Source organism: Mycobacteroides salmoniphilum, assembly GCF_004924335.1.
Taxonomy (GTDB): Bacteria; Actinomycetota; Actinomycetes; order Mycobacteriales; family Mycobacteriaceae; genus Mycobacterium; species Mycobacterium salmoniphilum.
Genome location: NZ_CP024633.1, coordinates 1,723,496 through 1,748,249, shown reverse-complemented (window position 1 = coordinate 1,748,249; position 24,754 = coordinate 1,723,496). Strand labels below are relative to the sequence as shown.

At 65.9% G+C, this 24,754-nt stretch carries 25 protein-coding genes and 1 pseudogene; 12 read left to right on the top strand and 14 right to left on the bottom strand.

Annotated features, from left to right (window positions below; genetic code table 11):
• Nucleotides 1–26: 26 nt before the first annotated feature.
• Entirely contained in the window at nt 27–1,046 is a 1,020-nt protein-coding gene (locus DSM43276_RS08735; RefSeq protein ID WP_078329236.1) for an NAD-dependent epimerase/dehydratase family protein, read from the top strand.
• Nucleotides 1,043–1,666 (top strand): TetR/AcrR family transcriptional regulator, encoded by a 624-nt coding sequence (locus DSM43276_RS08730; RefSeq protein ID WP_078329237.1) that lies wholly within the window; start codon nt 1,043–1,045, stop codon nt 1,664–1,666. The genes DSM43276_RS08735 and DSM43276_RS08730 overlap by 4 nt, the downstream gene beginning before the upstream one ends.
• On the opposite strand, the gene DSM43276_RS08725 is transcribed toward DSM43276_RS08730, so the two are convergent.
• The gene (locus tag DSM43276_RS08725; protein ID WP_078329238.1) at nt 1,663–1,893 is read right to left on the bottom strand and encodes a DUF167 domain-containing protein; all 231 of its coding nucleotides are present in this window, start codon (nt 1,891–1,893) and stop codon (nt 1,663–1,665) included. The two genes, DSM43276_RS08730 and DSM43276_RS08725, sit on opposite strands and share 4 nt — an antisense overlap.
• Before the next feature lie 135 nt (nt 1,894–2,028).
• Here DSM43276_RS08725 and sucB point away from each other — a divergent pair, with 135 nt between their 5' ends.
• Genes sucB through DSM43276_RS08700 form a run of 5 tightly spaced genes read left to right on the top strand, consistent with a single transcriptional unit; the run spans nt 2,029 to nt 7,123 of the window.
• Nucleotides 2,029–3,759 carry a 2-oxoglutarate dehydrogenase, E2 component, dihydrolipoamide succinyltransferase gene (sucB, locus tag DSM43276_RS08720; RefSeq protein WP_078329290.1) on the top strand — a complete coding sequence of 577 codons (1,731 nt, stop codon included), beginning with the start codon at nt 2,029–2,031 and terminating at the stop codon, nt 3,757–3,759.
• 3 nt (nt 3,760–3,762) lie between these two features.
• Entirely contained in the window at nt 3,763–4,665 is a 903-nt protein-coding gene (locus DSM43276_RS08715; protein WP_078329239.1) for a TIGR01777 family oxidoreductase, read from the top strand.
• A gap of 4 nt (nt 4,666–4,669) precedes the next feature.
• On the top strand, nt 4,670–5,365 hold the full coding sequence (lipB, locus tag DSM43276_RS08710; RefSeq protein ID WP_078329240.1) for a lipoyl(octanoyl) transferase LipB: 696 nt from the start codon (nt 4,670–4,672) through the stop codon (nt 5,363–5,365).
• On the top strand, nt 5,362–6,354 hold the full coding sequence (lipA, locus tag DSM43276_RS08705; protein ID WP_078326474.1) for a lipoyl synthase: 993 nt from the start codon (nt 5,362–5,364) through the stop codon (nt 6,352–6,354). The genes lipB and lipA overlap by 4 nt, the downstream gene beginning before the upstream one ends.
• A 16-nt stretch (nt 6,355–6,370) precedes the next feature.
• Nucleotides 6,371–7,123 carry a DUF4191 domain-containing protein gene (locus tag DSM43276_RS08700; RefSeq protein ID WP_078326475.1) on the top strand — a complete coding sequence of 251 codons (753 nt, stop codon included), beginning with the start codon at nt 6,371–6,373 and terminating at the stop codon, nt 7,121–7,123.
• On the opposite strand, the gene DSM43276_RS08695 is transcribed toward DSM43276_RS08700, so the two are convergent.
• A complete protein-coding gene (locus tag DSM43276_RS08695; RefSeq protein ID WP_078329241.1) occupies nt 7,110–8,339 on the bottom strand; it encodes a cytochrome P450 in 1,230 nt (409 codons plus the stop codon). The genes DSM43276_RS08700 and DSM43276_RS08695 overlap by 14 nt on opposite strands.
• A gap of 167 nt (nt 8,340–8,506) precedes the next feature.
• Nucleotides 8,507–8,743: pseudogene (locus tag DSM43276_RS23800) on the bottom strand (hypothetical protein); the annotation flags it as partial.
• Between DSM43276_RS23800 and DSM43276_RS08690 the strand changes: the two are divergent.
• Nucleotides 8,628–9,152, top strand: a complete 525-nt coding sequence (locus DSM43276_RS08690) for a TetR/AcrR family transcriptional regulator (RefSeq protein ID WP_234803004.1) — start codon at nt 8,628–8,630, stop codon at nt 9,150–9,152. The pseudogene DSM43276_RS23800 and the gene DSM43276_RS08690 overlap by 116 nt on opposite strands.
• Here DSM43276_RS08690 and DSM43276_RS08685 read toward each other — a convergent pair.
• The 4 genes from DSM43276_RS08685 to DSM43276_RS08670 all read right to left on the bottom strand — a co-directional run bounded on the left by DSM43276_RS08685 (nt 9,035) and on the right by DSM43276_RS08670 (nt 13,132).
• Nucleotides 9,035–10,297 (bottom strand): lysine N(6)-hydroxylase/L-ornithine N(5)-oxygenase family protein, encoded by a 1,263-nt coding sequence (locus tag DSM43276_RS08685; RefSeq protein WP_078329243.1) that lies wholly within the window; start codon nt 10,295–10,297, stop codon nt 9,035–9,037. The two genes, DSM43276_RS08690 and DSM43276_RS08685, sit on opposite strands and share 118 nt — an antisense overlap.
• A gap of 16 nt (nt 10,298–10,313) precedes the next feature.
• Nucleotides 10,314–11,150 carry a GNAT family N-acetyltransferase gene (locus tag DSM43276_RS08680; protein WP_078329244.1) on the bottom strand — a complete coding sequence of 279 codons (837 nt, stop codon included), beginning with the start codon at nt 11,148–11,150 and terminating at the stop codon, nt 10,314–10,316.
• Nucleotides 11,151–11,240: 90 nt separating this feature from the next.
• Entirely contained in the window at nt 11,241–12,635 is a 1,395-nt protein-coding gene (locus tag DSM43276_RS08675; protein WP_078329245.1) for an MFS transporter, read from the bottom strand.
• Between the two features lie 32 nt (nt 12,636–12,667).
• Complete coding sequence (locus DSM43276_RS08670) at nt 12,668–13,132, bottom strand: RDD family protein (RefSeq protein WP_078329246.1); 465 nt, start codon at nt 13,130–13,132, stop codon at nt 12,668–12,670.
• Between the two features lie 144 nt (nt 13,133–13,276).
• On the opposite strand from DSM43276_RS08670, the gene glnA (DSM43276_RS08665) reads away from it, so the two are divergent.
• The 3 genes from glnA (DSM43276_RS08665) to DSM43276_RS08655 all read left to right on the top strand — a co-directional run bounded on the left by glnA (DSM43276_RS08665) (nt 13,277) and on the right by DSM43276_RS08655 (nt 15,749).
• Nucleotides 13,277–14,713, top strand: a complete 1,437-nt coding sequence (gene glnA, locus DSM43276_RS08665; protein WP_078301401.1) for a type I glutamate--ammonia ligase — start codon at nt 13,277–13,279, stop codon at nt 14,711–14,713.
• A gap of 171 nt (nt 14,714–14,884) precedes the next feature.
• Nucleotides 14,885–15,295: a DoxX family protein gene (locus tag DSM43276_RS08660; protein ID WP_078329247.1), complete on the top strand. Its 411-nt coding sequence runs from the start codon at nt 14,885–14,887 to the stop codon at nt 15,293–15,295.
• 34 nt (nt 15,296–15,329) lie between these two features.
• Nucleotides 15,330–15,749, top strand: a complete 420-nt coding sequence (locus DSM43276_RS08655) for a DoxX family protein (RefSeq protein ID WP_078329248.1) — start codon at nt 15,330–15,332, stop codon at nt 15,747–15,749.
• On the opposite strand, the gene DSM43276_RS08650 is transcribed toward DSM43276_RS08655, so the two are convergent.
• Nucleotides 15,736–16,674 (bottom strand): endonuclease/exonuclease/phosphatase family protein, encoded by a 939-nt coding sequence (locus tag DSM43276_RS08650; protein WP_078329249.1) that lies wholly within the window; start codon nt 16,672–16,674, stop codon nt 15,736–15,738. The two genes, DSM43276_RS08655 and DSM43276_RS08650, sit on opposite strands and share 14 nt — an antisense overlap.
• A gap of 52 nt (nt 16,675–16,726) precedes the next feature.
• On the opposite strand from DSM43276_RS08650, the gene DSM43276_RS08645 reads away from it, so the two are divergent.
• On the top strand, nt 16,727–17,230 hold the full coding sequence (locus DSM43276_RS08645) for a nuclear transport factor 2 family protein (RefSeq protein ID WP_078329250.1): 504 nt from the start codon (nt 16,727–16,729) through the stop codon (nt 17,228–17,230).
• Between the two features lie 9 nt (nt 17,231–17,239).
• Here DSM43276_RS08645 and DSM43276_RS08640 read toward each other — a convergent pair whose 3' ends face one another.
• From DSM43276_RS08640 to glnA (DSM43276_RS08615), 6 genes are all read right to left on the bottom strand, one after another.
• Nucleotides 17,240–18,529, bottom strand: coding sequence for a sensor histidine kinase (locus DSM43276_RS08640; RefSeq protein WP_078329251.1), 1,290 nt, complete (start codon nt 18,527–18,529; stop codon nt 17,240–17,242).
• Nucleotides 18,526–19,236: a response regulator transcription factor gene (locus DSM43276_RS08635; protein WP_078326486.1), complete on the bottom strand. Its 711-nt coding sequence runs from the start codon at nt 19,234–19,236 to the stop codon at nt 18,526–18,528. The genes DSM43276_RS08640 and DSM43276_RS08635 overlap by 4 nt, the downstream gene beginning before the upstream one ends.
• Nucleotides 19,237–19,271: 35 nt before the next feature.
• On the bottom strand, nt 19,272–19,829 hold the full coding sequence (locus tag DSM43276_RS08630; protein ID WP_078329252.1) for a hemophore-related protein: 558 nt from the start codon (nt 19,827–19,829) through the stop codon (nt 19,272–19,274).
• Nucleotides 19,830–19,973: 144 nt separating this feature from the next.
• On the bottom strand, nt 19,974–20,306 hold the full coding sequence (locus DSM43276_RS08625) for a hemophore-related protein (protein WP_078329253.1): 333 nt from the start codon (nt 20,304–20,306) through the stop codon (nt 19,974–19,976).
• A 54-nt stretch (nt 20,307–20,360) separates the two neighbouring features.
• On the bottom strand, nt 20,361–23,342 hold the full coding sequence (locus DSM43276_RS08620; RefSeq protein WP_078329254.1) for a bifunctional [glutamine synthetase] adenylyltransferase/[glutamine synthetase]-adenylyl-L-tyrosine phosphorylase: 2,982 nt from the start codon (nt 23,340–23,342) through the stop codon (nt 20,361–20,363).
• Nucleotides 23,343–23,375: 33 nt separating this feature from the next.
• A complete protein-coding gene (gene glnA, locus DSM43276_RS08615; protein ID WP_078329255.1) occupies nt 23,376–24,716 on the bottom strand; it encodes a type I glutamate--ammonia ligase in 1,341 nt (446 codons plus the stop codon).
• Nucleotides 24,717–24,754 lie beyond the last annotated feature (38 nt).

Here is a 24,754-nt window from a genome sequence, read left to right as displayed (position 1 = left end):
AATATTCCGTTTCAACGAGGAGCAACATGCGTGAAACAGTGCTGGTCACTGGGGGCAACGGATTCATCGCACGGTGGTCGATCGTCGAACTTCTCCAGCGTGGATATCGGGTGCGCACCACGGTTCGCAGTTCCACCAAGGATGAATTGGTCCGCACCGCCGTCACCCGAGCGACCGATCGGGCGGACGGCCTCGAGATCACGCATGCCGATCTGACGCGTCCGGAGGGGTGGGCCGATGCCGTCGACGGATGCGACTACGTGCTCCACATCGCCTCGCCGTTGACACCCGATAGCCCCCGGGACCCCGATGCACTACTCACCCCGGCGCGCGAGGGCACCCTCAACGTGTTGCGCGCGGCCACCGCCGCGGGAGTGCGCCGCGTGGTCATGACCTCGGCCGCCAACGCGTCCAGCCCCTCCTCCTACACCGAAGACGGCGTCACCGACGAAACCCTGTGGACCAATCCCGACCAGCCCGGGCTCCCCGCATACCGTCGCTCCAAGACGGTCGCGGAACGTACGGCCTGGGACTTCATGACGACGTACGACGGCCCGACCGAGCTGACCACGGTATTGCCGGGCGCTGTTTTCGGGCCCGTCCTGGGAGCGGACGACAGCGGTTCCGTTCAGGTCATCGGGCGACTACTTTCGGGCGCCATGCCCGGAACGCCGCGCATCGGCCTCGAAGTCGTTGATGTCCGCGATCTCGTGGACTTGCATCTGAGAGCCATGACGTCGCCCCGCGCTGCCGGTGAAAGATTCTTGGGCACAGGTGAATTCATGTGGATGAGTGATATCGCCGCCGTGCTCCGCGAACGGTTGGGACCCGGTGCGGCGAAGGTACCGACGCGTGTACTGCCGAACATCGTCGTGCGGGCGCTTGCGCTCCTGAACTCCGATCTGCGGGCAATCGCACCCGGGCTCGGGCGCCGCAATCGGCACTCGACGGCCAAGGCCGAGCAAATACTCGGCTGGTCCCCCAGATCCGGCGCGGAGACCGTCACCGATTGTGCGCGAGATCTCCTCACACAAGGGCTGGTGTGAGCGTGCCGCGCAAGGACGCATTGGCCAACCGCGAACGATTGATCACCGCGGCCCGCGAGGCGTTTTCCGAACGGGGTCTCGATGCGACGCTCGACGACATCGCGGCGCGCGCGGGACTCGGAACGGGCACCGCCTATCGACATTTCCGCGACAAGCACGCGTTGGCGTCGGAGGTGTTGAGTGAAGCCACCGAGCAGATCGCCAAGGACGCTCGCGCGGCGCTGACCATCGCAGACCCCTGGCAAGCACTCGCCACGTTCTGCGAGCGTATCGGGGCCCGCCACGCCGCCAACCGCGGACTCTACGAGGCACTGTCCGGCAAGGGCCGCACCGAGGACAAAGTACGGATCTGGCCGCAGATCGTGCAGGCGGTGACGCAGCTCGTCGAGCGAGCGCGGTCGGCCGGAGTCATCCGAGCCGACGCCCAACCGGAAGACGTCGGCGCAATCCTGACCATGCTGGGCCCCGTGTATCCGATGGGCCAACAGGCCTGGCGCCGATATCTCACACTCATGTTCGACGGCCTACGGGCCGTTCACGCTCCCCCGCTTCCGGTGCCCGCACCGCGCGTGTCCTCGCTCGACGATCTCACCGCCGCCAACCGGGACCGGCGTCCCTAGCCGACCGAGAATCGCTTCCGTCTGCTGGTCTGCCCGGCAACGAGCCGCACCGTCGATTTCGGCACATCCAAATGCTCGGCAAGCAATGCGACGGCAGCCTTGTTGGCCTTGCCGTCGATCGCCGGCTCCCGCACAAAGAGGGTCAACGCGCCGTCGTCGGCAACCTCGACAGCGGGCCCCTTGCGGCTGCCGGGCTTGATGACGCAGACGACTGTGCGCACACTCACCCTTCGATCTTGGACCCGGGCAGGCGCGCCGTTCCACTCAGTGACAGGATTGACCCGCTGGCCACGTCGCTGTGGTAAGCCAGATATGTCCACATTGTGTGAGCCGCTATCGGAACTTTTTCAGGAGTGGAAACCATGGCCTTCTCCGTCCAGATGCCCGCCCTCGGTGAGAGCGTGACCGAAGGGACGGTGACACGGTGGCTCAAGCAAGAGGGCGACACGGTCCAAGTCGACGAGCCACTGCTCGAGGTCTCCACCGACAAGGTGGACACCGAGATCCCCGCTCCCACTTCGGGTGTGCTGACCAAGATCAGCGCCCATGAGGACGACACCGTCGAGATCGGTGGCGAATTGGGTGTGATCAGCGAGGCTGGAGAAGCGGCGTCTGCCCCGGCAGAGGCAGCGCCCGCGGCCGCACCGGCCCCAGAGCCCACGCCCGCTCCCGCACCGGAACCCGAGCCGGCCGCTGCTCCTGAACCCGCCGCTCCGGCACCCGCGGCCGCCGCTCCCGCGGGCCCCGGCACCTCGGTCACGATGCCCGAGCTCGGTGAGTCTGTCACCGAGGGCACCGTGACCCGCTGGCTCAAGAAGGTCGGCGACGAGGTCGGGGTGGACGAGCCGCTCGTCGAGGTATCCACGGACAAGGTCGATACGGAGATTCCGTCACCGGTCGCTGGTGTGCTGCTGAGCATCTCGGCCAACGAGGACGACACCGTCGCTGTGGGTGGCGAACTCGCCGTTGTCGGGGCCGCTGGTGCTGCTCCCGCCGCGGCGCCCGCACCCGCGCCTACCCCCGAACCCGCGGCAGCTCCGCCGGCACCACCCGCGCCTCCTGCTCCTACACCGGCTCCTGCCGCACCCCCGGCACCCGCCGCTGCTCCCGCGGCAGCTCCGGCACCCGCTCCTGCCACGCCGGCGCCCGTCGCCGTTGACGGCGCAAGCGATAACCCGTACGTCACGCCGCTGGTGCGCAAGCTTGCCGCCGAGAACAACGTGGACCTGTCCGCGCTGACCGGCAGCGGTGTGGGTGGACGCATCCGTAAGCAGGACGTCCTGGCTGCCGCCGATGCCGCCAAGGCTCCCGCCCCGGCGGCAGCTGCTCCCACGGCCCCTGCTCCGGCGGCTCCGGCCGCGCTGGCACATCTGCGCGGAACCACGCAGAAGGCCAACCGGATTCGTCAGCTGACCGCCAAGAAGACGCGCGAATCGCTGCAGCAGACCGCCCAGCTGACCCAGACCCACGAGGTCGATGTCACCAAGATCACGGCACTGCGTGCGCGCGCCAAGGCGACCTTCGCCGAGCGCGAGGGCGTGAACCTGACGTTCCTGCCCTTCTTCGCCAAGGCCGCGGTCGAGGCGCTCAAGGCGCACCCGAACGTCAACGCGAGCTACAACGAAGACACCAAGGAGATCACCTACTTCGACGCCGAGCACCTGGGCATCGCGGTCGACACCGATCAGGGGCTGCTGTCTCCGGTGATCCACAATGCCGGTGACCTATCGCTGGCCGGGCTGGCCCGCGCCATCGCCGATATCGCCGGTCGCGCACGCTCGGGGAACCTCAAGCCCGACGAGCTCGCCGGTGGCACCTTCACCATCACCAACATCGGCAGCCAGGGTGCGCTGTTCGATACCCCGATCCTGGTGCCGCCGCAGGCCGCCATGCTCGGCACCGGTGCAATCGTGAAGCGTCCCAGGGTTATCCGTGACGATGCGGGCAACGAGTCGATCGGCATCCGGTCGGTCTGCTACCTGCCACTGACGTACGATCACCGCCTGATCGACGGAGCCGACGCGGGGCGGTTCCTCACCACGATCAAACATCGCCTGGAAGAGGGGGCTTTCGAGGCGGACCTGGGTCTGTAGCTCATGCGCATCGTCATCGCCGGCTCCTCGGGGGTGATCGGGTCGGCGCTCGTCGCGTCACTGCGTGCCGCAGATCACACCGTGGTCCGACTGGTTCGCCGCGACCCGATGGGCCCCGACGAACAGCGCTGGGATCCGGCGAGCGGGCAGATAGAACCCGGCGCTCTGGACGATGCCGATGCCGTCGTCAACATGTGTGGTGTCGGCGTCGGCGACAAACGGTGGTCGGGCGCATACAAACAGGAGATCTACGACAGCCGCGTCATCCCTACGGAGGTGCTGGCCGGTGCCGTCGCCGACGCCGGCATACCGGTATTGATCAACGCCTCCGCGGTCGGCTACTACGGCGACAGCGGCGACCGCGTCATCGACGAAACCGCCTCCAGCGGTACAGGTTTCCTAGCGCGCGTATGTGTCGACTGGGAGGCAGCGACCGAGGAGGCCGCGCAAGCCGGAACCAGGGTGGTGATCGTCCGTACCGGGCTGGTGCTGTCCCCCGCCGGTGGACTCTTCGGCAGGTCGCGCCCGCTGTTCTCCCTCGGCCTGGGTGCGCGCCTGGGCAACGGACGCTGGTACATGCCCTGGATCAGCCTCGAAGACCAGATCCGCGCGCTCGAGTTCGCGTTGACCGAATCGGCGCTCTCGGGCGCGGTGAACCTGACCGGGCCGGCCCCGGTGACCAACGCCGAGTTCACCGCCGCCCTGGCCCGGACGCTGCATCGCCCGACACTGCTGGTGGCGCCACAATTCGCGCTGCGCGCCATCTTCGGCGAGTTCGCCGATGCCGAACTGACCCGCAGTATGCGCGTCATCCCCGCCGTCCTGGAACGGCACGGATTCGAGTTCGAGCATCACACCATCGGCGAGGCGCTGGCCTACGCCAACAACAGTCGACCGATGAAGTGAGATAATGGAACCCGTGCACCGCACTCATGGATCCATCCGATCCAGCGCAGATCCCGTATTCGTGCGGGACCTGGGCATGATCGACTATGGGACGGCCTGGGAGCTGCAACGCGACCTCGTCGAGGCCCGCGTCGCCGGCGGACCCGACACGCTGCTGACCCTGCAGCATCCGGCGGTCTACACCGCGGGCCGGCGCACCGAACCGCAGGAACGGCCGATCGATGGCGCACCCGTCATCGACACCGACCGCGGCGGCAAGATCACCTGGCACGGGCCGGGCCAGCTGGTCGGCTATCCGATCGTGCGATTGGCCGAGCCCATCGACGTGGTGAACTACGTTCGGCGCCTAGAAGAATCGATCATCGCGGTGTGCGCACAACTGGGCGTGCAGACCAAGCGCGTCGATGGCCGCTCTGGCGTGTGGCTAGCCGCGGGCGGCGGGAAGCCGGAACGCAAGATCGCCGCTATCGGGGTTCGCGTACAGCGCGGCGTCACCATGCACGGCTTCTCCCTCAACTGCAATAACAGCCTGGACGCGTACCTACCGATCGTTGCCTGCGGCATCAGCGACGCCGGTGTGACGACCTTGTCCGCCGAACTGGACCGGGAAGTCACCATCGACGAGATTCATGACCAGGTCATTTCCTCGGTGGTCGACGCACTCGAGGGACGGCTGGCCGTCGGGGCGGTGGGAGCATGACCGAACCCCGCAAGCTGCTGCGACTGGAAGTTCGCAACGCCCAAACCCCCATCGAGCGCAAGCCGGACTGGATCCGCACCCGCGCCAAGATGGGCCCCGAGTACAAGGAACTCAAAGCGCTGGTGCGCACCGGCGGGTTACACACTGTGTGTGAGGAAGCCGGATGCCCCAACATCTTCGAATGCTGGGAAGACCGCGAGGCCACCTTCCTCATCGGCGGTGAGCAGTGCACCCGTCGCTGCGATTTCTGCCAGATCGACACCGGTAAGCCCGCCGACCTGGACCGCGACGAGCCTCGGCGAGTGGCCGAGAGCGTGCACACCATGGGCCTGCGGTACTCGACGGTCACCGGGGTGGCACGGGACGACCTGCCCGACGGCGGCGCCTGGCTGTACGCCGAAACCGTGCGGTACATCAAGGAGCTCAATCCGGCCACGGGTGTGGAGCTGCTCATCCCGGACTTCAACGCCGTCCCCGAGCAGCTCGACGAGGTGTTCGCATCGCGGCCCGAGGTACTGGCGCACAACCTGGAGACGGTGCCGCGGGTGTTCCGTCGCATCCGGCCCGCGTTCAGCTATGAGCGAAGCCTGTCGGTGATCACCGCCGCGCGTGAGGCGCAGCTGGTGACCAAGAGCAACCTGATTCTGGGCATGGGCGAGACCAACGACGAGATTCGCGAAGCACTTGTCGCGCTGCACGAGGCGGGCTGCGACATCATCACCATCACCCAATATCTGCGCCCCTCGCCGCGGCATCATCCGGTTGATCGCTGGGTCAAACCGCAAGAATTCGTGGAGCTTTCGGAATTCGCGGAGGGCCTGGGCTTCGCCGGTGTGATGGCCGGACCGCTGGTGCGTTCCTCCTACCGGGCCGGGCGGCTGTACGCGCAGGCCATGGCCCACCACGGACGCCCGCTGCCCGCGGAGCTGGTGCACCTGGCGTCGGCCGGGTCGGCTGCCCAGGAGGCAGTGAATCTCATCGCGCGCTGAGACTTAGACTCGGTGCATGCCTAAATCACTGAGTCCCGCCGAGGCCAAGGCCGCCAAGGCCGAGGCAAAGGCGCGCCGCAAGGCCGAATCAAAGGCGCGCCGCGCCCAGATGTGGCAGGCCTTCCAGATTCAGCGCAAGGAAGACAAGCGTCTCCTGCCGTACATGATCGGCGCTTTCGTGCTGATCGTCGCGGTGTTCGCGGTCGCGGGGTACTTCGCGGGCGGGATCAGCGTGTTCATGTTCCCGATCCTGGGTGTGGTGCTCGGCGTGCTGGTGGCGTTCATCATCTTCGGCCGGCGCGTGCAGAAATCGGTGTTCACCAAGGCCGAGGGCCAAAAGGGTGCCGCCGGCTGGGCGCTGGACAATATGCGCGGAAAGTGGCGGGTCACCACCGCGGTCGCGGGTACGACACAGCTCGACGTCGTCCACCGTGTCATCGGCCGGCCCGGCATCATCTTCGTCGCAGAAGGTTCTCCCGGCCGCCTGGGCCCGCTCCTGGCTCAGGAGAAGAAGCGCACCGCCCGCGTCGTCGGCGATACACCAATCTATGACGTCATCGTCGGCAACGAGGACGGTCAGGTGCCGCTGTCCAAGCTGGAGCGCCACCTCACCAAGCTTCCCGCCAACATCACCGCCAAGCAGATGGACTCGCTGGAGTCGCGGCTGTCGGCGCTGGGTTCACGCGCGGCGGCCATGCCGAAGGGCCCGATGCCCGGTGGTCAGGCGAAGGCGCGCGGCGGGATGCAGCGCACCATCAGGCGCCGATAGCTCCCAGGCTGAGCTCCAGCTCGAGCTTGTGGTGCCGACGCACCATGATGCTCGGGACCCACTGGGCACCGCCGGGTTTGATCGCGAACTCGCGTGTGCGATCAAGCAACAGGTTGATCGCGGCACGTGCCTCCAAGCGCGCCAGCGCTGCCCCCACGCAGAAGTGCAGTCCCTTGCCAAAGGTGATGTGACTGCGGGGGCTCGGCCGGTCGAGGCGCAGCGTGTCAGGGTCCTCGAAGATCGCCGGATCTCGGTTGGCCGCGCCCCACATCAGGGTGAGGTGGCTGCCCGCGGGCAGCTCGACCCCGCCGAGCGAGGTGTCTGCCACCACATGGCGGTGATGCCCGCGGAACGGCGACTCCAGTCGCAGGGCCTCTTCCAGGAAGGTCGGCAACAGCGCGCGGTCGTCTCGGATGCGCTGCTGCAGTTCGGGGTTCTCACCGAGGATGCGCACCGCGTTGCCCATCAATCCGGCGGTGGACTCACCGCCGGCGCCGACCAGCTGCACCAGGATCATCACGCCGATATCCAGCGAGATATCTCCCCGATTACAGGCCTGTGCCAGGTATCCGAGCAGGTCCGCGCCGGGCGCGGCCAGCTCCTTCTCCAGGTGTTCGCGCAGGTAGAGGATGAGGTACATGGTGTCCGTGACGACCTCGGCCTGCCGTTGCTCGGAGTTGAGCCCGCCGAGCATCTCGGTGCTGGAGTAACCCCACTGCACCAGTTGCGGTACATCCTCATCAGGCAGGCCGATCAGCCGGGCCACCATCGTCATCGGCAGCGCATCGCCCATCGCAGCCATCCAGTCGATGCCGTCGCCGCCGCATCCGCGTTCCCACAACCGCGTCCCGGTCGCGGCCATGACGGGTTCCAGCGCGGTGATCCGCTTGGCGACCAATGTCGGCAGTACCAGTTTGCGATGCGCGTGATGGACCGGATCGTCGCCGGTGGCCAGGACATGGGTCGGGTCGGCGACCGGCCCCATCGCGGCAACCGTCGTGCCGCCATCGGCGTCCTGGGATTTCATGAGCGCGGCGGTGAGGTTGGACGAGAAGTCCCCGGTGCGCTCGGTGGCCTCGACCACAAGATCCCAGCGCGAGACGAAGTAGAAGCCGGAATCACCAACAGGCCACACCGGCGCCGTCTCGCGCAGCCGCCGATAGAACGGATAGGGATCCTCCAGGACCTGCGGGTCGAACAATTCCACTGTGCTCATCACCTACGAGGCTGACAGACCGGAAAACCGCACGTCAAGACATTCGTAAAACTGAGAAGCACCTGTTCAGAGCTATGATCCACGGCGTCTCACGGCAGCCGTTCCACCTGCATACATGATGAGAATTATTGAGAATTTTGTCTCATATTGAGATAGATTCAAGGGCCAATGTCACCGTACTCGGACTGGCTACACCCGGGTGACCGCCATGGCGCGGCCACCGATCGCATCGTGTCGGTCGCGGCCAAGCAGATCGCGCGCCATGGGTTGGACCGGCTGAGCCTCGATATGGTGGCCCGCGAGGCGGGGTGCTCCCGCGCGACGGTGTATCGCCACATCGGCGGCAAGACGGCCATCGTCGATGCCGTGTTGGCCCGAAACATCGCGAGCGTCACCGCAGACATTCAGCGGGCGGTCGAGTCCGCGGATGCGCGGCGGCGTGCGGTCACCGCGATCACCGCGTCGTTGGCCGCCATCCGCAACGATCCGGTCGTCAGCGCGATGGTCGCAACGATGTCTCCGGCCTCGCTCGGGTCCTATCTGACCCCGTCCTCCGAAATCCCGCGTTCGGCGTCGACATTCACCGGACTTGCTGACGAAACTGCCGCGCAATGGATTTCACGCGTGGTGATGGCATTCCTGTTCTGGCCCGCAACAGATCCAGCCCTGGAATCAGAGATGATCGAGCGCTTCGTCTACCCGGTCTTGAAAGATGCCACGGCGTCGCGGGTCTCCGCCTCGGCGGCCAGCGAATCCACGATCTCTCCGGCCCGCACCGCGACATTGGACAGTAACGAGGAAGACAGTCCGTGACTGTGCTCCACCGATCCGTTGAGGTAAATATCCCCCGGGGCATCCGCCCGCGCCCGTAGCCGGTAATCGCGTTCGACAACCGGCAGGCCATCCGCGTCGAATTCATAACACGAGGCCAGCGCTCCCAGGAACGCTCGCACGTCCAACGGCCGGTATCCGGTGGCGTACACCACCAAATCGCAGTCGAGCAGCTCGGTCGAGGATGTGGGCAGATGCGTCACGGCGAGACGTACCCGTTCCGGAGCCTCGTCGACGGCAGCGATTTTCGAGGCGTTATGCATCCACAGTCGCCGCTGCCCGCTGACCCGTTCCCGGTATTCGCGGTCGTACAGATCGGCGATCAGCGGAGAATCGACCGCGGCATAGTTGGTGTCGCGGTGATAATCGACCAGCTGGCGGCGCACCTCGGCGGGCGCACGGTAGAAGTCGTCCACCGCCGCCGGATCGAAAATCCTGTTCGCGTAGGGACTGTCGTCGGCCGGGCTGTATCCGTAGCGCGCAAAAATGGCATGCACCTGGGCATCGGGATACCTGTTGTGCAGGTACGCCACCGCCTCCGCGGCACTCTGCCCGGCACCCACCACCGCGACTCGAGTGGGCGAGCCCTTCAGCGCGTCGAGCCTGGTCAACAGCTGGCTGCTATGCCATTGCCGTGCAGTGGGATTGATTCCGGACGGCATCGCCGGGAACGTTCCGCAGCCCAGAACGAGCGCCCGGGTATGCATCAAACGATCCGGTGACCGCTCGGTGCTGTCCTGCAACCGCACCTGAAATCCGTCGGAGGCCGCCTGAATTCCGATCATCCGCGAGGAGTAGCTGACATCCGCTTCGAGCGCCTGCTGTGCCCAATCCAGATAGTCGTGAAACTCTTCCCGGGTTGGAAAGAAACTCTGCTGGTTGATGAAGTCCGGCAGCCGCCCACGCTCCGTCAAATAGTTGACAAAGGTGTAGTGGCTCTTGGGATTACGCAGGGTCACAAGATCTTTGAGAAAGGCGACCTGCATCCGCGCGCCCGGGATGAGCATGCCGCGATGCCACCCGAATTGAGCCTGGGTATCGACAAACTTCGCCGATACCCGGTGTGGATGCTCGGCGAGCGCTATCGCGAGCGCGAGGTTGGACGGCCCGAATCCGACCCCGAGCACATCGCAAGAAGCATGGCTATCCGAGGGCAAGGGACCGCTCCAGACGCTCCAAATAACGTTGCCGTGCAGTTTCCTTGGTGACCAATACCAAGAAGTCCGCCATGTCGAACTCGGGATCGAAGGAAGGCGGTCCGCAGATACGTCCGCCGATGCGCAGGCATCCGTGCAGCAGCGGTGGGATCTTCGCCTTTTCCTGGGGCGCGATCTCCTCCAGCGGCACGCCGTCGACAACGACCGGATTTCTGGGTACAACCCGATACTCGCCGGGGGCGGCGAACCGTTGCGCGAAATCATGCACCGAGCGCACCAACGATCCCCGCGGCCCGCCGCCCTCCATCCGGACCGACAGACAGCCAATCGCGTACTGGTGCTCGGTCATCTGCTGGTAACGGAAAATCCCGGCCCACAAGATCCCCATGACGGCACCGTTGCGATGTTCGGGCGCGACGGTAACCCTGCCGATTTCAACCAGTTTGGGCCGCAGGGGGTCAAGCGCCGACGCGTCGAACATCGAGTCGGTAAACGTCTCCCCCGCCGCCTGGTATCCCTCGGGCGGGAGCAGCCGGCAACAGCCGATGATGGCTCCGGTGTCCTCGTCGCGCGCCAGTAGGTGATCGCAATAAGGATCCAGCTTGTCCACATCGATCATCTCGCCCGTGATCGGCCCACGAACGGCGTGCGGCAATGGCGCACCCATTTCGTCGGCGAACGCCTGATACCGAAGCCGTTGTGCGGCTTCAACTTCAGCCGGATCAGACGACAGGACAATGCTGTACCGCGGCCGCGGGTTCGCGTCCGTCCCCCGATCGGAACCGACACCGGGCGCTGCGATGAGAACCGCCGCGCTCTCCATGATCGAAAGCTACTCCCTCTGTCTACGGCTCACCACCGCAATGCACAAATACCCGTGGGCATCCGTACAGGCAGGCGCGATCACCGATGGCTAGATAGCTAGCGACTCTCCGGTGGCCGGATCGTGCGAGCGACTCATCGTAGCCACAGCGAGCAGAATCAGCGAAACGAGCGCCGCGCAGGCCGCCGCAAGCGCCCCCAGCGACAGCACACTGTCGATGCCCGCGGCTCCGGCGGCCCGGGCCCCGGTCTGACCGGCGGCGGCATGCCCGAATGCCACACCCATGCCAGCTACGCCCAGAAGGATGCCGATCTGACGGCCCGTGCTCACTGACCCGGTCGCCATCCCGGCGTCGTCCAACGGCACAAACCGCAGTGCAGCATCGGATGTCATCGCCGAGAGCGCTCCCAGCCCCAGCCCGGCCAGCGTGGAGCCGACAATGAAGTGGGTCCAGACCGTATCGGCGTGGGCTCCCGTCGCGGCCCATAATCCAACCGCCACCAGCGCCACACCGCCGGGGATGGTGACCATGGTGGGCAGCCTCCTGCCCACCAGAATCCCCAACGGTGCCCCCACAATGGTCGCGAGCGTCAGCGGGCCAGCACGCAGACCGGTCTCAAAAGCGTTGTAACCCAGGGTATTCATGAAGTACAACGCCAAATAATTGGTGGCCGCGATGAGCGTGCCGGACGCCGCGGCCGCGGCCACCCACACCCCGGCGAAACCGGGCGAGGCGACCAGCCGCAGGCTCAGCATGGGCGCAGGCGCACGGCTCTCCCACCAGAAGAACAGCACCAGAGCCAGTACGGCGCCAACCGCCAATGAGCCCGATGTTGTGGCGCCAATCCCCCCGTCGTGCAGGGAGATCACCGAGAAGACACCCACAATCAGCCCGAAGGTGAGCAGCATCGTGCCCACCCAGTCGACGGGTCGCAGCGCGTCTCCGCGGGTCTCCGGCAGGTGGCGCACGGCGATCACCAGCGCGATCACACCCACCGGCAGGTTGACCAGGAAAATTGACGGCCATCCGAAGTGTGTGACGAGGAACCCGCCCAGCAGCGGACCGGCGGCGCTGCCCGCACCCATCACCGCGCCGTAGATCGCGATAGGGGCACCACGGCGCTCCTGCGGGTACGCCGCGGCGATGATCGGCAGCGATACCGCCAGCAGGATCGCCCCGCCGATGCCCTGGACCGCACGCACTCCGATCAGCATGGGCGCACTGCTCGACAACGCGCAGCCCAGCGAGGCCGCGGTGAACAGCACCATGCCCAGCAGGTAGAGCCGTCGACGGCCCAGGCGATCGCCCAGGGTGGCGGCGGTGAGCAGCAGTCCAGCCATCGGCAGCGCGTAGGCATCGATCACCCACTGCAGATCGGCAAGGTCGGCCCCCAACGACACCTGCAGGTCCGCCAGCGCACTCGACACAATCGTCATGTCGAGCAGCAGCATGAACACCGCCAAACAGACGGCGAGCAGAACCATCTAGCGCTGCCTACGCTCTTCGCGCAAGCGGCTCATCGCACACGAATCACGACGGTGCGGGTCACCCGGTCGTGCAGACCGCGACCGTCAACATCGGTGATGAGCGGCGGCACGATCACCGCGATCAGCAGATTCCTGACAAACGCGCGGCCGATGCCCACCGAGTTCGTTCCATCGGCGGGCGCTATCTGTACGCCCGCCAGGTACTGGCCGGGGGTAAATCGCCACAGCCGCACCGCCACCACACCGATGACGAGCCAGGTCAGCAGCTGCGCCGAGGACAACGTGGGCGACAGGAGATTTCCCTTGACGAACAGCAAGGCCAGACCGCCGGCGATGAGCCAGTCGAGTAGCAGTGCCAGCAGCCGCCGCGCCATCGGTGCCGCTGATCCGGGACCGATCTCGGGCAGGCCGAGCTGCTCTCCGGGATACCGAGAGTTGCCCGCGCCCTGCACCGAACCAAGCCCCGACAACCATGAACCCAGGTCTCGCGCCATACTCACAGCGTAAAGGCCAACCAATTCATGGTTACGCGTAACATCCGCGCAACATATGGTTGACCGGCGGGCAACACCAGCTTCATAGGTTCAGTCGCGCGGTCATGGTTTCAGTGGACCCAAGAGGAAAAAACAAGGAGAAGCATGGCGTTCAGTAGCCCCGACGAGGTATTCAAGTTCATTGCCGACGAGAAGGTCGAGTACGTGGACGTCAGGTTCTGTGACCTGCCGGGCGTCGTGCAGCACTTCTCCATCCCCGCATCTGCTTTCGATGCCAGCGTCTTCGAAGACGGTCTCGGCTTCGACGGGTCCTCGGTTCGCGGATTCCAGTCGATCCACGAATCCGACATGCTCCTGCTGCCCGATATCTCGACGGCCAAGATCGACCCGTTCCGCGCCGCAAAGACGCTGAACGTCAACTTCTTCGTGCATGACCCGTTCACCCGCGAGGCCTACTCGCGTGACCCGCGCAACGTGGCCCGCAAGGCCGAGCAGTACCTCACCAGCACCGGTATCGCCGACACCTGTTACTTCGGCGCCGAGGCCGAGTTCTACATCTTCGACTCGGTCAGCTTCGACTCGAAGATCAACGGCACCTTCTACGAGATCGACTCGGAGGCCGGCTGGTGGAACACCGGCGAGCCTTACGAGGAGGACGGCAGCCCGAACCGCGGCTACAAGGTGCGCCCCAAGGGTGGCTACTTCCCCGTGGCCCCGTACGACCACTTCGTCGACCTGCGCGACGAGATGACCACCAACCTGATCAACTCCGGATTCACTCTGGAGCGCGGTCACCACGAGGTGGGCACCGGCGGGCAGGCCGAGATCAACTACAAGTTCAACACGCTGCTGGCCGCGGCCGACGACGTGCTGTTGTTCAAATACATCATCAAGAACACCGCATGGGCCAATGGCAAGACCGTCACCTTCATGCCCAAGCCGCTGTTCGGTGACAACGGATCGGGCATGCACGCCCACATGTCCCTGTGGAAGGACGGCAAGCCGCTGTTCCACGATGAGGCCGGGTACGCCGGGCTCTCGGATGTGGCCCGCCACTACATCGGCGGCATCCTGCACCACGCCCCGTCACTGCTGGCGTTCACCAACCCGACGGTGAACTCCTACAAGCGGCTGGTGCCGGGCTACGAGGCCCCGATCAACCTGGTCTACAGCCAGCGCAACCGGTCGGCGTGCGTGCGCATCCCGATCACCGGTAACAACCCGAAGGCCAAGCGCCTCGAGTTCCGCTGCCCGGACAGCTCGGGTAACCCGTACCTGGCGTTCGCGGCCATGCTGATGGCCGGTATCGACGGCATCAAGAACAAGATCGAGCCGCTGGCGCCCGTCGACAAGGACCTGTACGAGCTGCCTCCTGAGGAGGCCGCCAACATTCCGCAGGCCCCGACCAACCTGGCCACCGTGATCGACAACCTTGAGAAGGATCACGAGTACCTCACCGAGGGTGGCGTTTTCACCTCCGATCTGATCGAGACCTGGATCGCGTTCAAGCGCGAGAACGAGATCGAGCCGATCAACATCCGTCCTCACCCGTACGAGGTAGCCCTCTACTTTGATGTGTAGAGCCGTGTAATCCGCACATCGTCAAGGCCCCCGGGATCTTCCCGGGGGCCTTGTCATTTGTGCGGCACGGGATAGCTCGAGGAGCGGCCTTCTGGCGGCAGAGACGCTGGTGAACGCGGTCGCCGGCAAGTAGACAGGAATAAAGCGGACTATGGTCCTATTGTTAGACGCATGGCTCTCGCTGATATCGAAAACAAGCTCACCGGCCTGACCCCGGTTGCCCTGTCGGCATTCCGGATCGTGGTCGGGTTCCTGTTCTTCCTGCACGGCACCTCTCATCTATTCGGTTGGCCGCTCGCCTCATACCTGCAGCCCGTCGGGGCTCTGCCCTGGTGGGCCGGCGTCATCGAATTCGTTGGTGGAGCGGCAATCATCCTCGGCCTCGGTACCAGGTTGGCCGCGTTCGTGTCATCGGGTGCGATGGCAGTCGCCTACTTCACCTACCACCAGCCCGAGGGACTGTTGCCGATCCAGAACAATGGCGAGGGCGCCGCTCTCTACAGCTGGATCTTCCTGCTGCTCGTGTTCACCGGGGGTGGGTCGCTGTCCCTCGACCGATTCATTACCCGCGCTAAGCGCTAAGTCGTTACGCGCGAATTGGTTTAGCATCCTGGCCATGGCCTCCTCCAGCACCTCCAGCTCAGTCGCCAAGCTCGACGGCGCCACGCCCGTTGCGCTGTCGTTGTTCCGGATCGTTTTCGGATTCCTCTTCACCGTCCACGGCACCGCCATCCTGTTCCGCTGGCCCGACCTGGCTTCGATGCCGCCGGTCGAGTCGTGGTCATTGGGATGGTGGGCAGGTGCCGTCGAGTTCCTCACCGGCGTCGCGATTCTGTTCGGCGCCGGAACCCGGATAGCGGCCTTCATCGCGTCGGGCACGATGGCGGTCGCCTACTTCACCCAGCACCAGTCCGCCGGATTGCTTCCCATTGAGAACAATGGCGAGCTGGCGGCCCTGTTCTCCTGGGGCTTTTTCCTCTTGGTGTTTACCGGCGGCGGATCGCTCTCGATCGACGCGGCGCTCAAGAAGAGCTAGGCACCACCACCGTGGCGATGAGCGCCCGGTGGTCGGTGCCATAGATCTCCTGGGTGCTCACCGAGGTGGCGGCCGCCCCGCGGGTCAGTACGTGGTCGATCCCAATCAGCCTGGTGTACCAGCGCCCTTCGCGCCACGTCGGCAGCCAACCGGCCCCGGCCTGATCCACCGCATCGGCGAAACCGCCCGTGAGGATCTGCCGGAACACGAAATGGTCGTAGGTCGCGTTAAAGTCGCCGCCGACAATCACTTTCACATCCGGACGCAATGCCTGCAACTGACGGTCAAGGGCGTCCAACTCGGTGAGCCAGCCCGGTGAACTCATGTCCTTCTCCGGCGGGCGGGTGTGCACCGCGATGAGCATGACCGGCCCCACCCCGGGTATCTCGGCCTCCGCCCAGATCTGCCTCATGGCAAAGCTCTGGTCGTCCTGATGCACCGGGGTCAACGGATATCGGCTCCAGATTCCGGTGCCCGCGGCCTTCGGTTCGGCGATGGTGTACGAATACGGAAGCACCGAATCAATTCCCGCGGCAACGAGTTTCGTTCGGGCTTCCGGTGTGAGCTCGTCAACGGTCACCACGCCCACGTCGTGCTCGTGAATCGCTGCCACCACTGCCCCGGCATCACCGGCACCGAAACGCAGGTTGGTCTGCAGCACCGTGACGGTCGTTCCCCGCGGATGACTGTCGGGCAGGTACAGCGGTGCGATGGCAAGCACCTGCAACGCGATCACCACGGTCGCCGTCAACACACCCCACCACTGCCGTACCGCGAGGAACAGCAACAACCCCAGGATCATCAGCAGACACGTGACGGGCCAGCCGGCGGTCAGGCCGATCAGGGGCGACCAGCTCGACCGCACCCACCGGGATGCGATGGCCAGCATCGCGACGATGGTCAGCAGCCAACCCAATGCCCCCACGGCGCTCCGTCCTCGCACCTCAGGGACGGTACCTTATGGCACTCTCTTAGCCATGCCATCGTTTAGCCGCGCCGAACTCGAGGAAGCGTTCGCGCAACACCAGGCCACCGTCCATCGCTGCATCGAAACCGGCGACTGGAATCCCTACGCCGAGATGTACACCGAGGACGCCCTCTACATCGAGCACGTGGTGGGTCGCCTGCACGGCAAGGAGGCCATCCGGCAGTACATCACCGCGGTCATGGGCGCGTTCCCGGGTAACCACATGCCCAGCCTGCCCGCCACCTGGACCGTCTTCGACCCCGAAAAGGGTTGGGTGGTCTGCGAAATCGACAATGTGATGAGCGATCCCGGTGACGGCCAGCATTGGGGCGAGCCGAACCTGACCGTGCTGCACTACGCCGGAGACGGACTGTGGTCGCAACAGGAGGACGCCTACAACCCCGCCAACATGGTCACAATGGTGCGCCGTTGGTGCAAGACCGCCGAGGCTTCCGGGAACCTGCCCGGGGAAGCCCGCGCATGGCTCGACAAGTACGGATCCCGCAAGAACTAGTCGTCAGTTCTATTCGGCCACAAGCGTCAGCGTCGCCCGCAGGCCGCCCAGCGGGCTTGCCGACAGCACCACGTCTCCCCCGTGCAACGCGGCCTGCTGCGCGACAAGCGCCAGGCCCAGCCCCAGCCCGCCGGGCTTGGCGCCGGGTCCACGTTCAAACCGCCCGAGCACCCGTTCCCGATCCGCCTCGGGTAGGCCGGTGCCGTCGTCGTCGACCTCGATGACCAGCCTGCCATCGGCCCGATTAGCGGAAAGCACAACGTGTTTGGCGTCGCCATGGTTGATGGCGTTGCGCACCAGGTTGTCGACGGCCAGCCGCAGCCCGTCGGGCCAGCCCAGCACCACGCCACAGTCGTCGGAGTTGACGGTGATCTCCGGTGTGGCGGCACGGTGCATCAACGCATCCGCTGCCACCCGGTCCAGCAGGTCGGCAATGTCCACCAGCTCGCGGTCCTCACGCCGGGCGAGGTCTCCCGAGGCCAGTTGACCCAATGCCGTAATGGTGGCCTCGACACGTCGTTGCGCGCGCTGCAGGTCGCCAATCACCTCGGTACGTTCTTCATGCGAGAGGTCATGTGCGCGCAAGGTATCCAGGTCCGCGCGCATCGCGGTCAGCGGGGTGCGTAGCTCATGGGCGGCACTGGCGGCGAAATCACGCGCCGCCAGAAGCGATTTGGTGGTTTCGGACTGCGCCGCCGAGACCCGGCCCAGCATGGCGGCCATGGCGTCGCCAAGTTCTTCGGACTCCCGGGCACCGCGCACCGCGGCGACCTGCAGGCCGTCGGTGTCGAGCTGCCTGGTCTGCTCGGTGAGCTGACGCAGCGGTCGCACCGCCCGTCCGGCGAACAACCATGCAAAGCCGCCGGCCAGCAGCATCGAGAGCACACCAAGGGCGATGAACGCCGGAATTCCACGGTGGTTGACCAACACGGTGTCCGACCGCGTTCCCAGCGAAATCACCGTCTGTTCTTCCGGGTTCTCGATAGTCCGCACCCGGTAGTTCACCCCGCCGACAGTCACATTCCGTGTCCCCAACGGCAGCTGCGGTAGCTCAACGCCCCGGAAGATCACCAGCCCACCGCTTGTGGTGTCCCGTACGGTCAGCACAAACGTGGTTTCGCCGTGACGGGTGGTGGCCTGCACCGCATCTGTCAGCATGTCGAGACGTCGGTCGAGCTGACGAGTATCGTTGCGCACCAAGGCAATACCAGCAACGATGCCGATGAGGGCAACAACCAGGCCGGCAGCCAGGAAGGCCGCTACCGCGACCCTGGTGCGCAGGGAGAGTGAGCGTTTCACGGCTCTTCCCTCATCACGTACCCCACACCTCTGACGGTGTGGATGACACGCGGTGCCCCTCCGGTTTCCAGTTTGCGACGCAGATAGCTCACAAAGACGTCGGCGACATTGGTCTCGACATCAAAGTCATACCCCCACACCAGTTCCAGCAGCCGGGAGCGACTGAGCACCACACCGGTGTTTTCGGCCAGCACCACCAGTAGATCGAACTCGCGCTTACTCAACTCGACGCGTTCTCCGGCGGCGAAGACCAGCCTTCGCGATACGTCCACGGTGATCTGTCCGACGGTGATAGCGGAGGCGGCCAGGCCACCGCCACCGGCGCCGCGACGTCGCAGGAGCGCGCGCAGGCGCGCCACCAGCTCGCCGAGATCGAAGGGCTTCGTCAGATAGTCGTCGGCACCGGCCTCCAGGCCAGCGATCCGGTCGTTGACAGTGTCCCGCGCGCTGAGGACGCAGATGGGGATGTCGTTACCCAGGGCCCGCAGTGCGGTAACCACCGCCACCCCGTCCAGCTCGGGCATCTGCACATCGAGCACCAGAGCGTCGGGTTCGTCAGCCGCGAGCTGGGTAAGCGCATCACGGCCATCGACGGCGACCCGGACGTCGAAACCCGAATGACGTAGCCCGCGGGCTACCGAGTTCCGAACGTCCGGGTCGTCGTCGACCATCAACACCTTGTAACGGGCGGGAGTTTCCTGAGTCATTGCTGCCTAAGGCTAGGCCGCCCGTCTAAGTGTTGTTAGGCGTCCTGCTGATCGACCACCGCGGTGACGGCAGGCGATGCCGGCTTGGCCGGCGCGGCCTGCTGCGTGTTGGCGGTTTCCGCGACTTCCTGAGCCGGCTGCTGCTGCGGCGCGAAGGGGTTCCACGGCTGCTGCGGCTGGTCAGCGGGGGCGTTCTCGGTAGCAGGCGCAGCGGGCTGGCCCACCAGTCCGGCGGGAGCGGCCGGGGCCGCGTCATCGGTGTCCGCGCCACAGCTGTTCTTCAGGCCCGTCAGCGGCTGACGGATCTTCTCGAGCTCGGCCTTGGCGGCGGGCTGACCATCGAGGTAGGTCTTGATGGCTTCACGGCGCTCGCCCTCGGGCGCGCCCTTGGCGGCCTTGGTGATGCCGTCGTTGATCGTCGGGTTCTTGTCTAGGTAGCTCGCGACCTGGCTCGACACCGTCGAGTGGGTCCGGGCGAACTCGGCAGCAGTGCACTGGCCGGGGGCCGCGCCAGCGGCACCCGCGAAGGCTAGGGCGCTGGCGACCGCACCGGCACCAACGACACCGCTGAGTACAGCAGAGGTGAACTTCATGGAGTACTCCTTGTTCAGCGTTACAGCCGACGACGTGCCGGCTCGTCCGGGACGCTATCGAGCGTTGGTTGGACGGTCATGGCCTGAACGTTAAGAAACCATGAGAAGCGCGGCGAAAATTACATTCGTGAGGTTCGTCGAGCCCTAGCCGTCGGGCCAGCAGCGGTTCTTGAAGTCCTGGACGGGCTGACGGATCGCGTCCAAGTCCGCCCTGGCCGCCGGATTCGCCGTGAGATACGCCTGCACGGCCTCATGCTTGGCGCCCCCGTCGCCGGGGGTGTTCTTGAGGGCATCGCTGATCCCCGCGTTGACGTCGGGATGGCGTTCCAGATACTCCGCGCGCTTGGTCGCCTCCACCACATCGAGCCGCGCCTCCTCGGAGACGGTGCAGTCGCCCGGCTTCGCCGCGGCGGGCGCCGCCATACCGAGAGCACCGGCGACAACACCAAGACCCACGACGATCGATGTGTACTTCATGGCCGCTCCTTGCCGGACTGAGATCCGCGGAATGGGATCGTGATCCGCAAGAAGCTACTCCCCAAAGACGCGCTGTACGACCGCTTTCGCGCGCCTGGTCACCCGCAAATAGTTGTCCAGAAACTCGCCACCGTCGGTGTCCGGCCAGCCCGCGGCCGCGGCCACGGTGTTGAGCAGCCGCCCGGGGCCGGGCAATTGGTCGGTGGGCTTGCCGCGCGCCAGCACCAGCGCGTTACGCGCGTTGGTGGCAGTCAGCCATGCCTGGCGCAGCAGCTCGGCATCCTCGGCCTCGATGAGCCCGGCCTCCGCCGCGGCGTGCAGCGTCTGCAGGGTCGAGGTGCTGTGCAGGGACGGATGTTCGTGGGCGTAGCGCAGCTGCAGCAGCTGCACGGTCCACTCCACGTCGGCCAGCCCGCCGCGTCCCAGCTTGGTGTTGGTATTCGGGTCGGCGCCGCGGGGCAGCCGCTCGGCATCCACCCGCGCCTTGATCCGGCGGATCTCGCGCACCGCATCCAGGGCGATACCACCGGCCGGGTATCGCGTCTTGTCGATCAGGTGCAGAAACCGCAGACCCAGGTCGGCATCTCCGGCGACGCTGTGCGCGCGCAGCAGTGCCTGCACCTCCCACGGCTGCGCCCACTGCGCGTAATAGGTCTCGTAGGCCGCCAGGGTGCGCACCATCGGCCCATTGCGCCCCTCCGGACGCAGCCCGGTATCGACCTGTAGCGGCGGATCGGTGCTCGGGGCACCGAGCAGCTTGCCCAGATTCTCCGCGATCGTCGCCGACCAACGGACGGCCTCGTCGTCACTGGCACCATCGCGCGCCTCGCACACGTACAGCACGTCGGCATCGGATCCATAGCCCAGCTCGCCGCCGCCCAGCCGGCCCATCCCGATGACGGCGATGCTCGCGGGAGCCTCTTCGCCCTCGGGAACATTCCCCTTGATCAGGGCGTCCAGGGCCGCCTGCAGCACCGCCACCCACACCGAGGTCAGCGCGCCACAGACATCGACCACGTCCAGCAGACCCAACAGATCTGCCGAGGCCACCCGCGCCAACTCCCGGCGCCGCAACGATCGTGCCGCCCCGATCGCACGCTCCGGATCCGCATGCCGCGCCGAGGACGCAATGAGCGCTCCCGCCACCGAGACAGGTTCTGCCTCAAGAAGTTTGGGGCCATTAGGCCCGTCGGCGTACAGCTGGATGACCTCGGGCGCGCGCATGATGAGGTCCGGCACATAGGCGGAGGTTCCCAGGATCTGCATGAGGCGCTTGGCCACCGCGCCCTCGTCACGCAGCGTGCGCAGGTACCACGTCTGGTCGACCAGCGCCTCGCTCACCCGGCGATAGGCCAACAGTCCGGCATCAGGATCGGGAGTGTCTGCCAGCCAATCCAAAAGCGTTGGCAGCAGGATTGTCTGGATGCGTCCGCGGCGCCCGCCCTCCTTGGTCAGCGCGGACAGGTGGCTCAGCGCGTGCTGAGGCTGCTGGTAACCCAGGGCCGCGAGCTGACGCACCGCCGCCTCGTTGGACAGCCCCAGCGCTTCCTTGTCGAACTCGGTGACCGATTCCAGCAGCGGTTGGTAGAACAGCTTGGTGTGCAGGCGAGACACCCGCACCGCCTGCCGCTTGATCTCGGCGCGCAGCACCCCTAGCGCGTCGTTCTGCCCGTCGGGGCGCACGTGGGCGGCCCGGGCCAGCCAGCGCATCGCCTCGGTGTCCTCCGGTGCGGGCAGGGTGTGGGTGCGCTTGAGCCGCTGCAGCTGCAGTCGGTGTTCCAGTAGCCGCAAGAACTCATAGGAGGCAGTCAGATTCGCACTGTCGTCGCGCCCGATATAGCCGCCCGCGCTCAGTGCGGCCAGGGCATCGATGGTCGAGGCGACGTGCAGCGACTCATCCACTCGGCCGTGCACCAGCTGCAGCAGCTGCACCGCGAATTCGACGTCACGCAGCCCGCCGGTGCCCAGTTTGATCTCACGCTCGCGCAGGTCTGCCGGCACCAGCGATTCCACCCGGCGGCGCATGGCCTGCACTTCGGAGACGAAATCCTCACGCTCGCAAGCGGTCCACACCATAGGCATGAGTGCGTCCATATACGCCTTGCCCAGCTCGGGATCGCCGACGGCGGGCCGCGCCTTGAGTAGCGCCTGGAACTCCCAGGTCTTGGCCCAGCGCCGGTAGTAGGCCACATGAGAATCCAGGGTGCGCACCAGTGCCCCGGCTTTACCCTCCGGGCGCAGAGCCGCGTCCACCTCGAAGAAGGTGCTTGAGCCGATGCGCATCATCTCCCCGGCGACGCGGGTGGTCAGTGAATCGGCCTCCTCGGCCACGAAGATGACGTCGACATCGCTGACGTAGTTGAGTTCGCGCGCACCGCATTTGCCCATCGCGATGACGGCGAGCCGGGGCGGGTCCTGCCCGTCCGGCACCACCAGCGACACCGCGACGGCCAGTGCCGCCGTCAGCGCGGCATCGGCCAGATCGGACAGGTGTTGGCCCACCAGCGGGAACGGCAACACCGGCTCGTTCTCGACGGTGGCCGCAAGATCGAGTGCGGCGAGCACCAGCAGCCGGTCCCGATAGGCGTCACGCAACGCCGAGATCGCAGTGCCCTCGGATACCGAGGCGCGTCCCCCGACTGCGCCGACGGCCGTCAAGAATCGTTCTTGCAGAGCCTCTTTGGACTCAAGCTCAATATCCCCGACCAGCAGCTGCCATCGGTCCGGATGCGCTACCAGGTGATCGCCGAGTGCCAACGAAGACCCGATCACCGACAACAGCCGCCCACGCAGGGCAGTGTCCGCGCTCAGCTCCCGATCCAGCGCCGCCCAGTCGGCGTCCATCTCCTCGTGCAGCCGGATCAGGGTGAGCAGCGCGGCGTCCGCATCGGGCGACCTCGACAACGACCACAACAGCGGGACGTGCGCCTCGGTGGTCCAACCCAGCTCTTCGAGCAGCGACGCGGCCCGCGCATCGACAAGCCCCAGCCTCCCGACACTGGGAACCTTCGAACGCTCGGTGGAGGCTCGAGTCACCTCAGACCCAATGTTCTTCGCGCGAACGGCTCATCAGAGACCCAAGTAGGCCCGCAGCTCGAACGGGGTCACATTGCTGCGGTAGCGCGCCCACTCGGCCCGCTTGTTCCGGAGGAAGAAGTCGAAGACATGCTCTCCCAGGGCTTCGGCGACCAGCTCGGAACGCTCCATGGCGATGAGCGCATTCTCCAGCGTGCTGGGCAGCTCCTTGTAACCCATGGCCTGACGCTCCGCGGCAGTCAGCTGCCACACATCGTCCTCGGCCTCGGGCCCCAGCGTGTATCCCTGCTCCACGCCGCGCAATCCGGCGGCCAGCAGCACCGCGTACGTCAGATAGGGATTGCAGGCCGAGTCGGGGCTGCGCACCTCGATGCGGCGCGAGGACGACTTGTTGGGCGTGTACATCGGAACCCGCACCAGCGCCGAGCGGTTGGCCGCGCCCCACGATGCCGCCGTCGGCGCCTCGCCGCCGTGCACCAGGCGCTTGTAGGAGTTCACCCACTGGTTGGTGACAGCGCTGATCTCGTTGGCGTGCTCCAGGATTCCCGCGATGAACGACTTACCGACGCTGGAGAGCTGCAGCGGGTCGTCGGGGTTGTGGAATGCGTTGGTATCGCCCTCGAACAGGCTCATGTGGGTGTGCATCGCACTACCGGGGTGCTCGCTGTACGGCTTGGGCATGAACGTGGCATGCACGCCGTCGATGATTGCCACTTCCTTGACCACATTGCGGAAGGTCATCACGTTGTCCGCCATGGAAAGGGCGTCGGCGTAGCGCAGGTCGATCTCCTGCTGGCCGGGCGCGCCCTCGTGGTGGCTGAATTCCACGGAGATGCCCATGGATTCGAGCGCATCGATGGCGTGCCGACGGAAGTTCGGTGCCGCCTCGTGCACGGCCTGGTCGAAGTACCCCGCGTCATCGGCCGGGATTGGCGCCGAACCGTCGTCGGGCAAGTTCTTCAGCAGGAAGAACTCGATCTCCGGGTGCACGTAGCAGGAGAAGCCCAAATCGCTTGCCTTGGCGAGCTGGCGACGCAGCACATGCCGCGGATCCGACCAGGACGGCGATCCGTCCGGCAGCTTGATATCGCAGAACATGCGCGCGGAGTGGTGCTTGCCGGCACTGGTGGTCCAGGGCAGCACCTGGAATGTCGACGGGTCGGGGTGGGCGACGGTGTCCGATTCGGAGACACGGGCGAAGCCCTCGATGGAGGATCCGTCGAAGCCGATGCCCTCCTCGAAGGCGCCTTCGAGTTCGGCCGGCGCGATGGACACGCTCTTGAGGTAGCCGAGCACATCGGTGAACCACAGCCGGACAAAACGGATATCGCGTTCTTCCAGCGTGCGCAGCACGAATTCCTTCTGACGATCCATGGTCAGAGGCTATTACATCCGGCGTACACGGGCACGGA

Coding starts and splice junctions, on each gene's coding strand:
- DSM43276_RS08660 (WP_078329247.1), top strand. CDS start 14,885: ATGGCTCTCGCTGATATCGAAAACAAGCTCACCGGCCTGACCCCGGTT.
- lipB (WP_078329240.1), top strand. CDS start 4,670: ATGGAACCCGTGCACCGCACTCATGGATCCATCCGATCCAGCGCAGAT.
- glnA (WP_078301401.1), top strand. CDS start 13,277: ATGGCGTTCAGTAGCCCCGACGAGGTATTCAAGTTCATTGCCGACGAG.
- DSM43276_RS08625 (WP_078329253.1), bottom strand. CDS start 20,306: ATGAAGTACACATCGATCGTCGTGGGTCTTGGTGTTGTCGCCGGTGCT.
- glnA (WP_078329255.1), bottom strand. CDS start 24,716: ATGGATCGTCAGAAGGAATTCGTGCTGCGCACGCTGGAAGAACGCGAT.
- DSM43276_RS08655 (WP_078329248.1), top strand. CDS start 15,330: ATGGCCTCCTCCAGCACCTCCAGCTCAGTCGCCAAGCTCGACGGCGCC.
- lipA (WP_078326474.1), top strand. CDS start 5,362: ATGACCGAACCCCGCAAGCTGCTGCGACTGGAAGTTCGCAACGCCCAA.
- sucB (WP_078329290.1), top strand. CDS start 2,029: ATGGCCTTCTCCGTCCAGATGCCCGCCCTCGGTGAGAGCGTGACCGAA.
- DSM43276_RS08675 (WP_078329245.1), bottom strand. CDS start 12,635: ATGGTTCTGCTCGCCGTCTGTTTGGCGGTGTTCATGCTGCTGCTCGAC.
- DSM43276_RS08645 (WP_078329250.1), top strand. CDS start 16,727: ATGCCATCGTTTAGCCGCGCCGAACTCGAGGAAGCGTTCGCGCAACAC.
- DSM43276_RS08635 (WP_078326486.1), bottom strand. CDS start 19,236: ATGACTCAGGAAACTCCCGCCCGTTACAAGGTGTTGATGGTCGACGAC.
- DSM43276_RS08680 (WP_078329244.1), bottom strand. CDS start 11,150: ATGGAGAGCGCGGCGGTTCTCATCGCAGCGCCCGGTGTCGGTTCCGAT.
- DSM43276_RS08630 (WP_078329252.1), bottom strand. CDS start 19,829: ATGAAGTTCACCTCTGCTGTACTCAGCGGTGTCGTTGGTGCCGGTGCG.
- DSM43276_RS08715 (WP_078329239.1), top strand. CDS start 3,763: ATGCGCATCGTCATCGCCGGCTCCTCGGGGGTGATCGGGTCGGCGCTC.
- DSM43276_RS08700 (WP_078326475.1), top strand. CDS start 6,371: ATGCCTAAATCACTGAGTCCCGCCGAGGCCAAGGCCGCCAAGGCCGAG.
- DSM43276_RS08735 (WP_078329236.1), top strand. CDS start 27: ATGCGTGAAACAGTGCTGGTCACTGGGGGCAACGGATTCATCGCACGG.
- DSM43276_RS08695 (WP_078329241.1), bottom strand. CDS start 8,339: ATGAGCACAGTGGAATTGTTCGACCCGCAGGTCCTGGAGGATCCCTAT.
- DSM43276_RS08670 (WP_078329246.1), bottom strand. CDS start 13,132: ATGGCGCGAGACCTGGGTTCATGGTTGTCGGGGCTTGGTTCGGTGCAG.
- DSM43276_RS08690 (WP_234803004.1), top strand. CDS start 8,628: ATGGTGGCCCGCGAGGCGGGGTGCTCCCGCGCGACGGTGTATCGCCAC.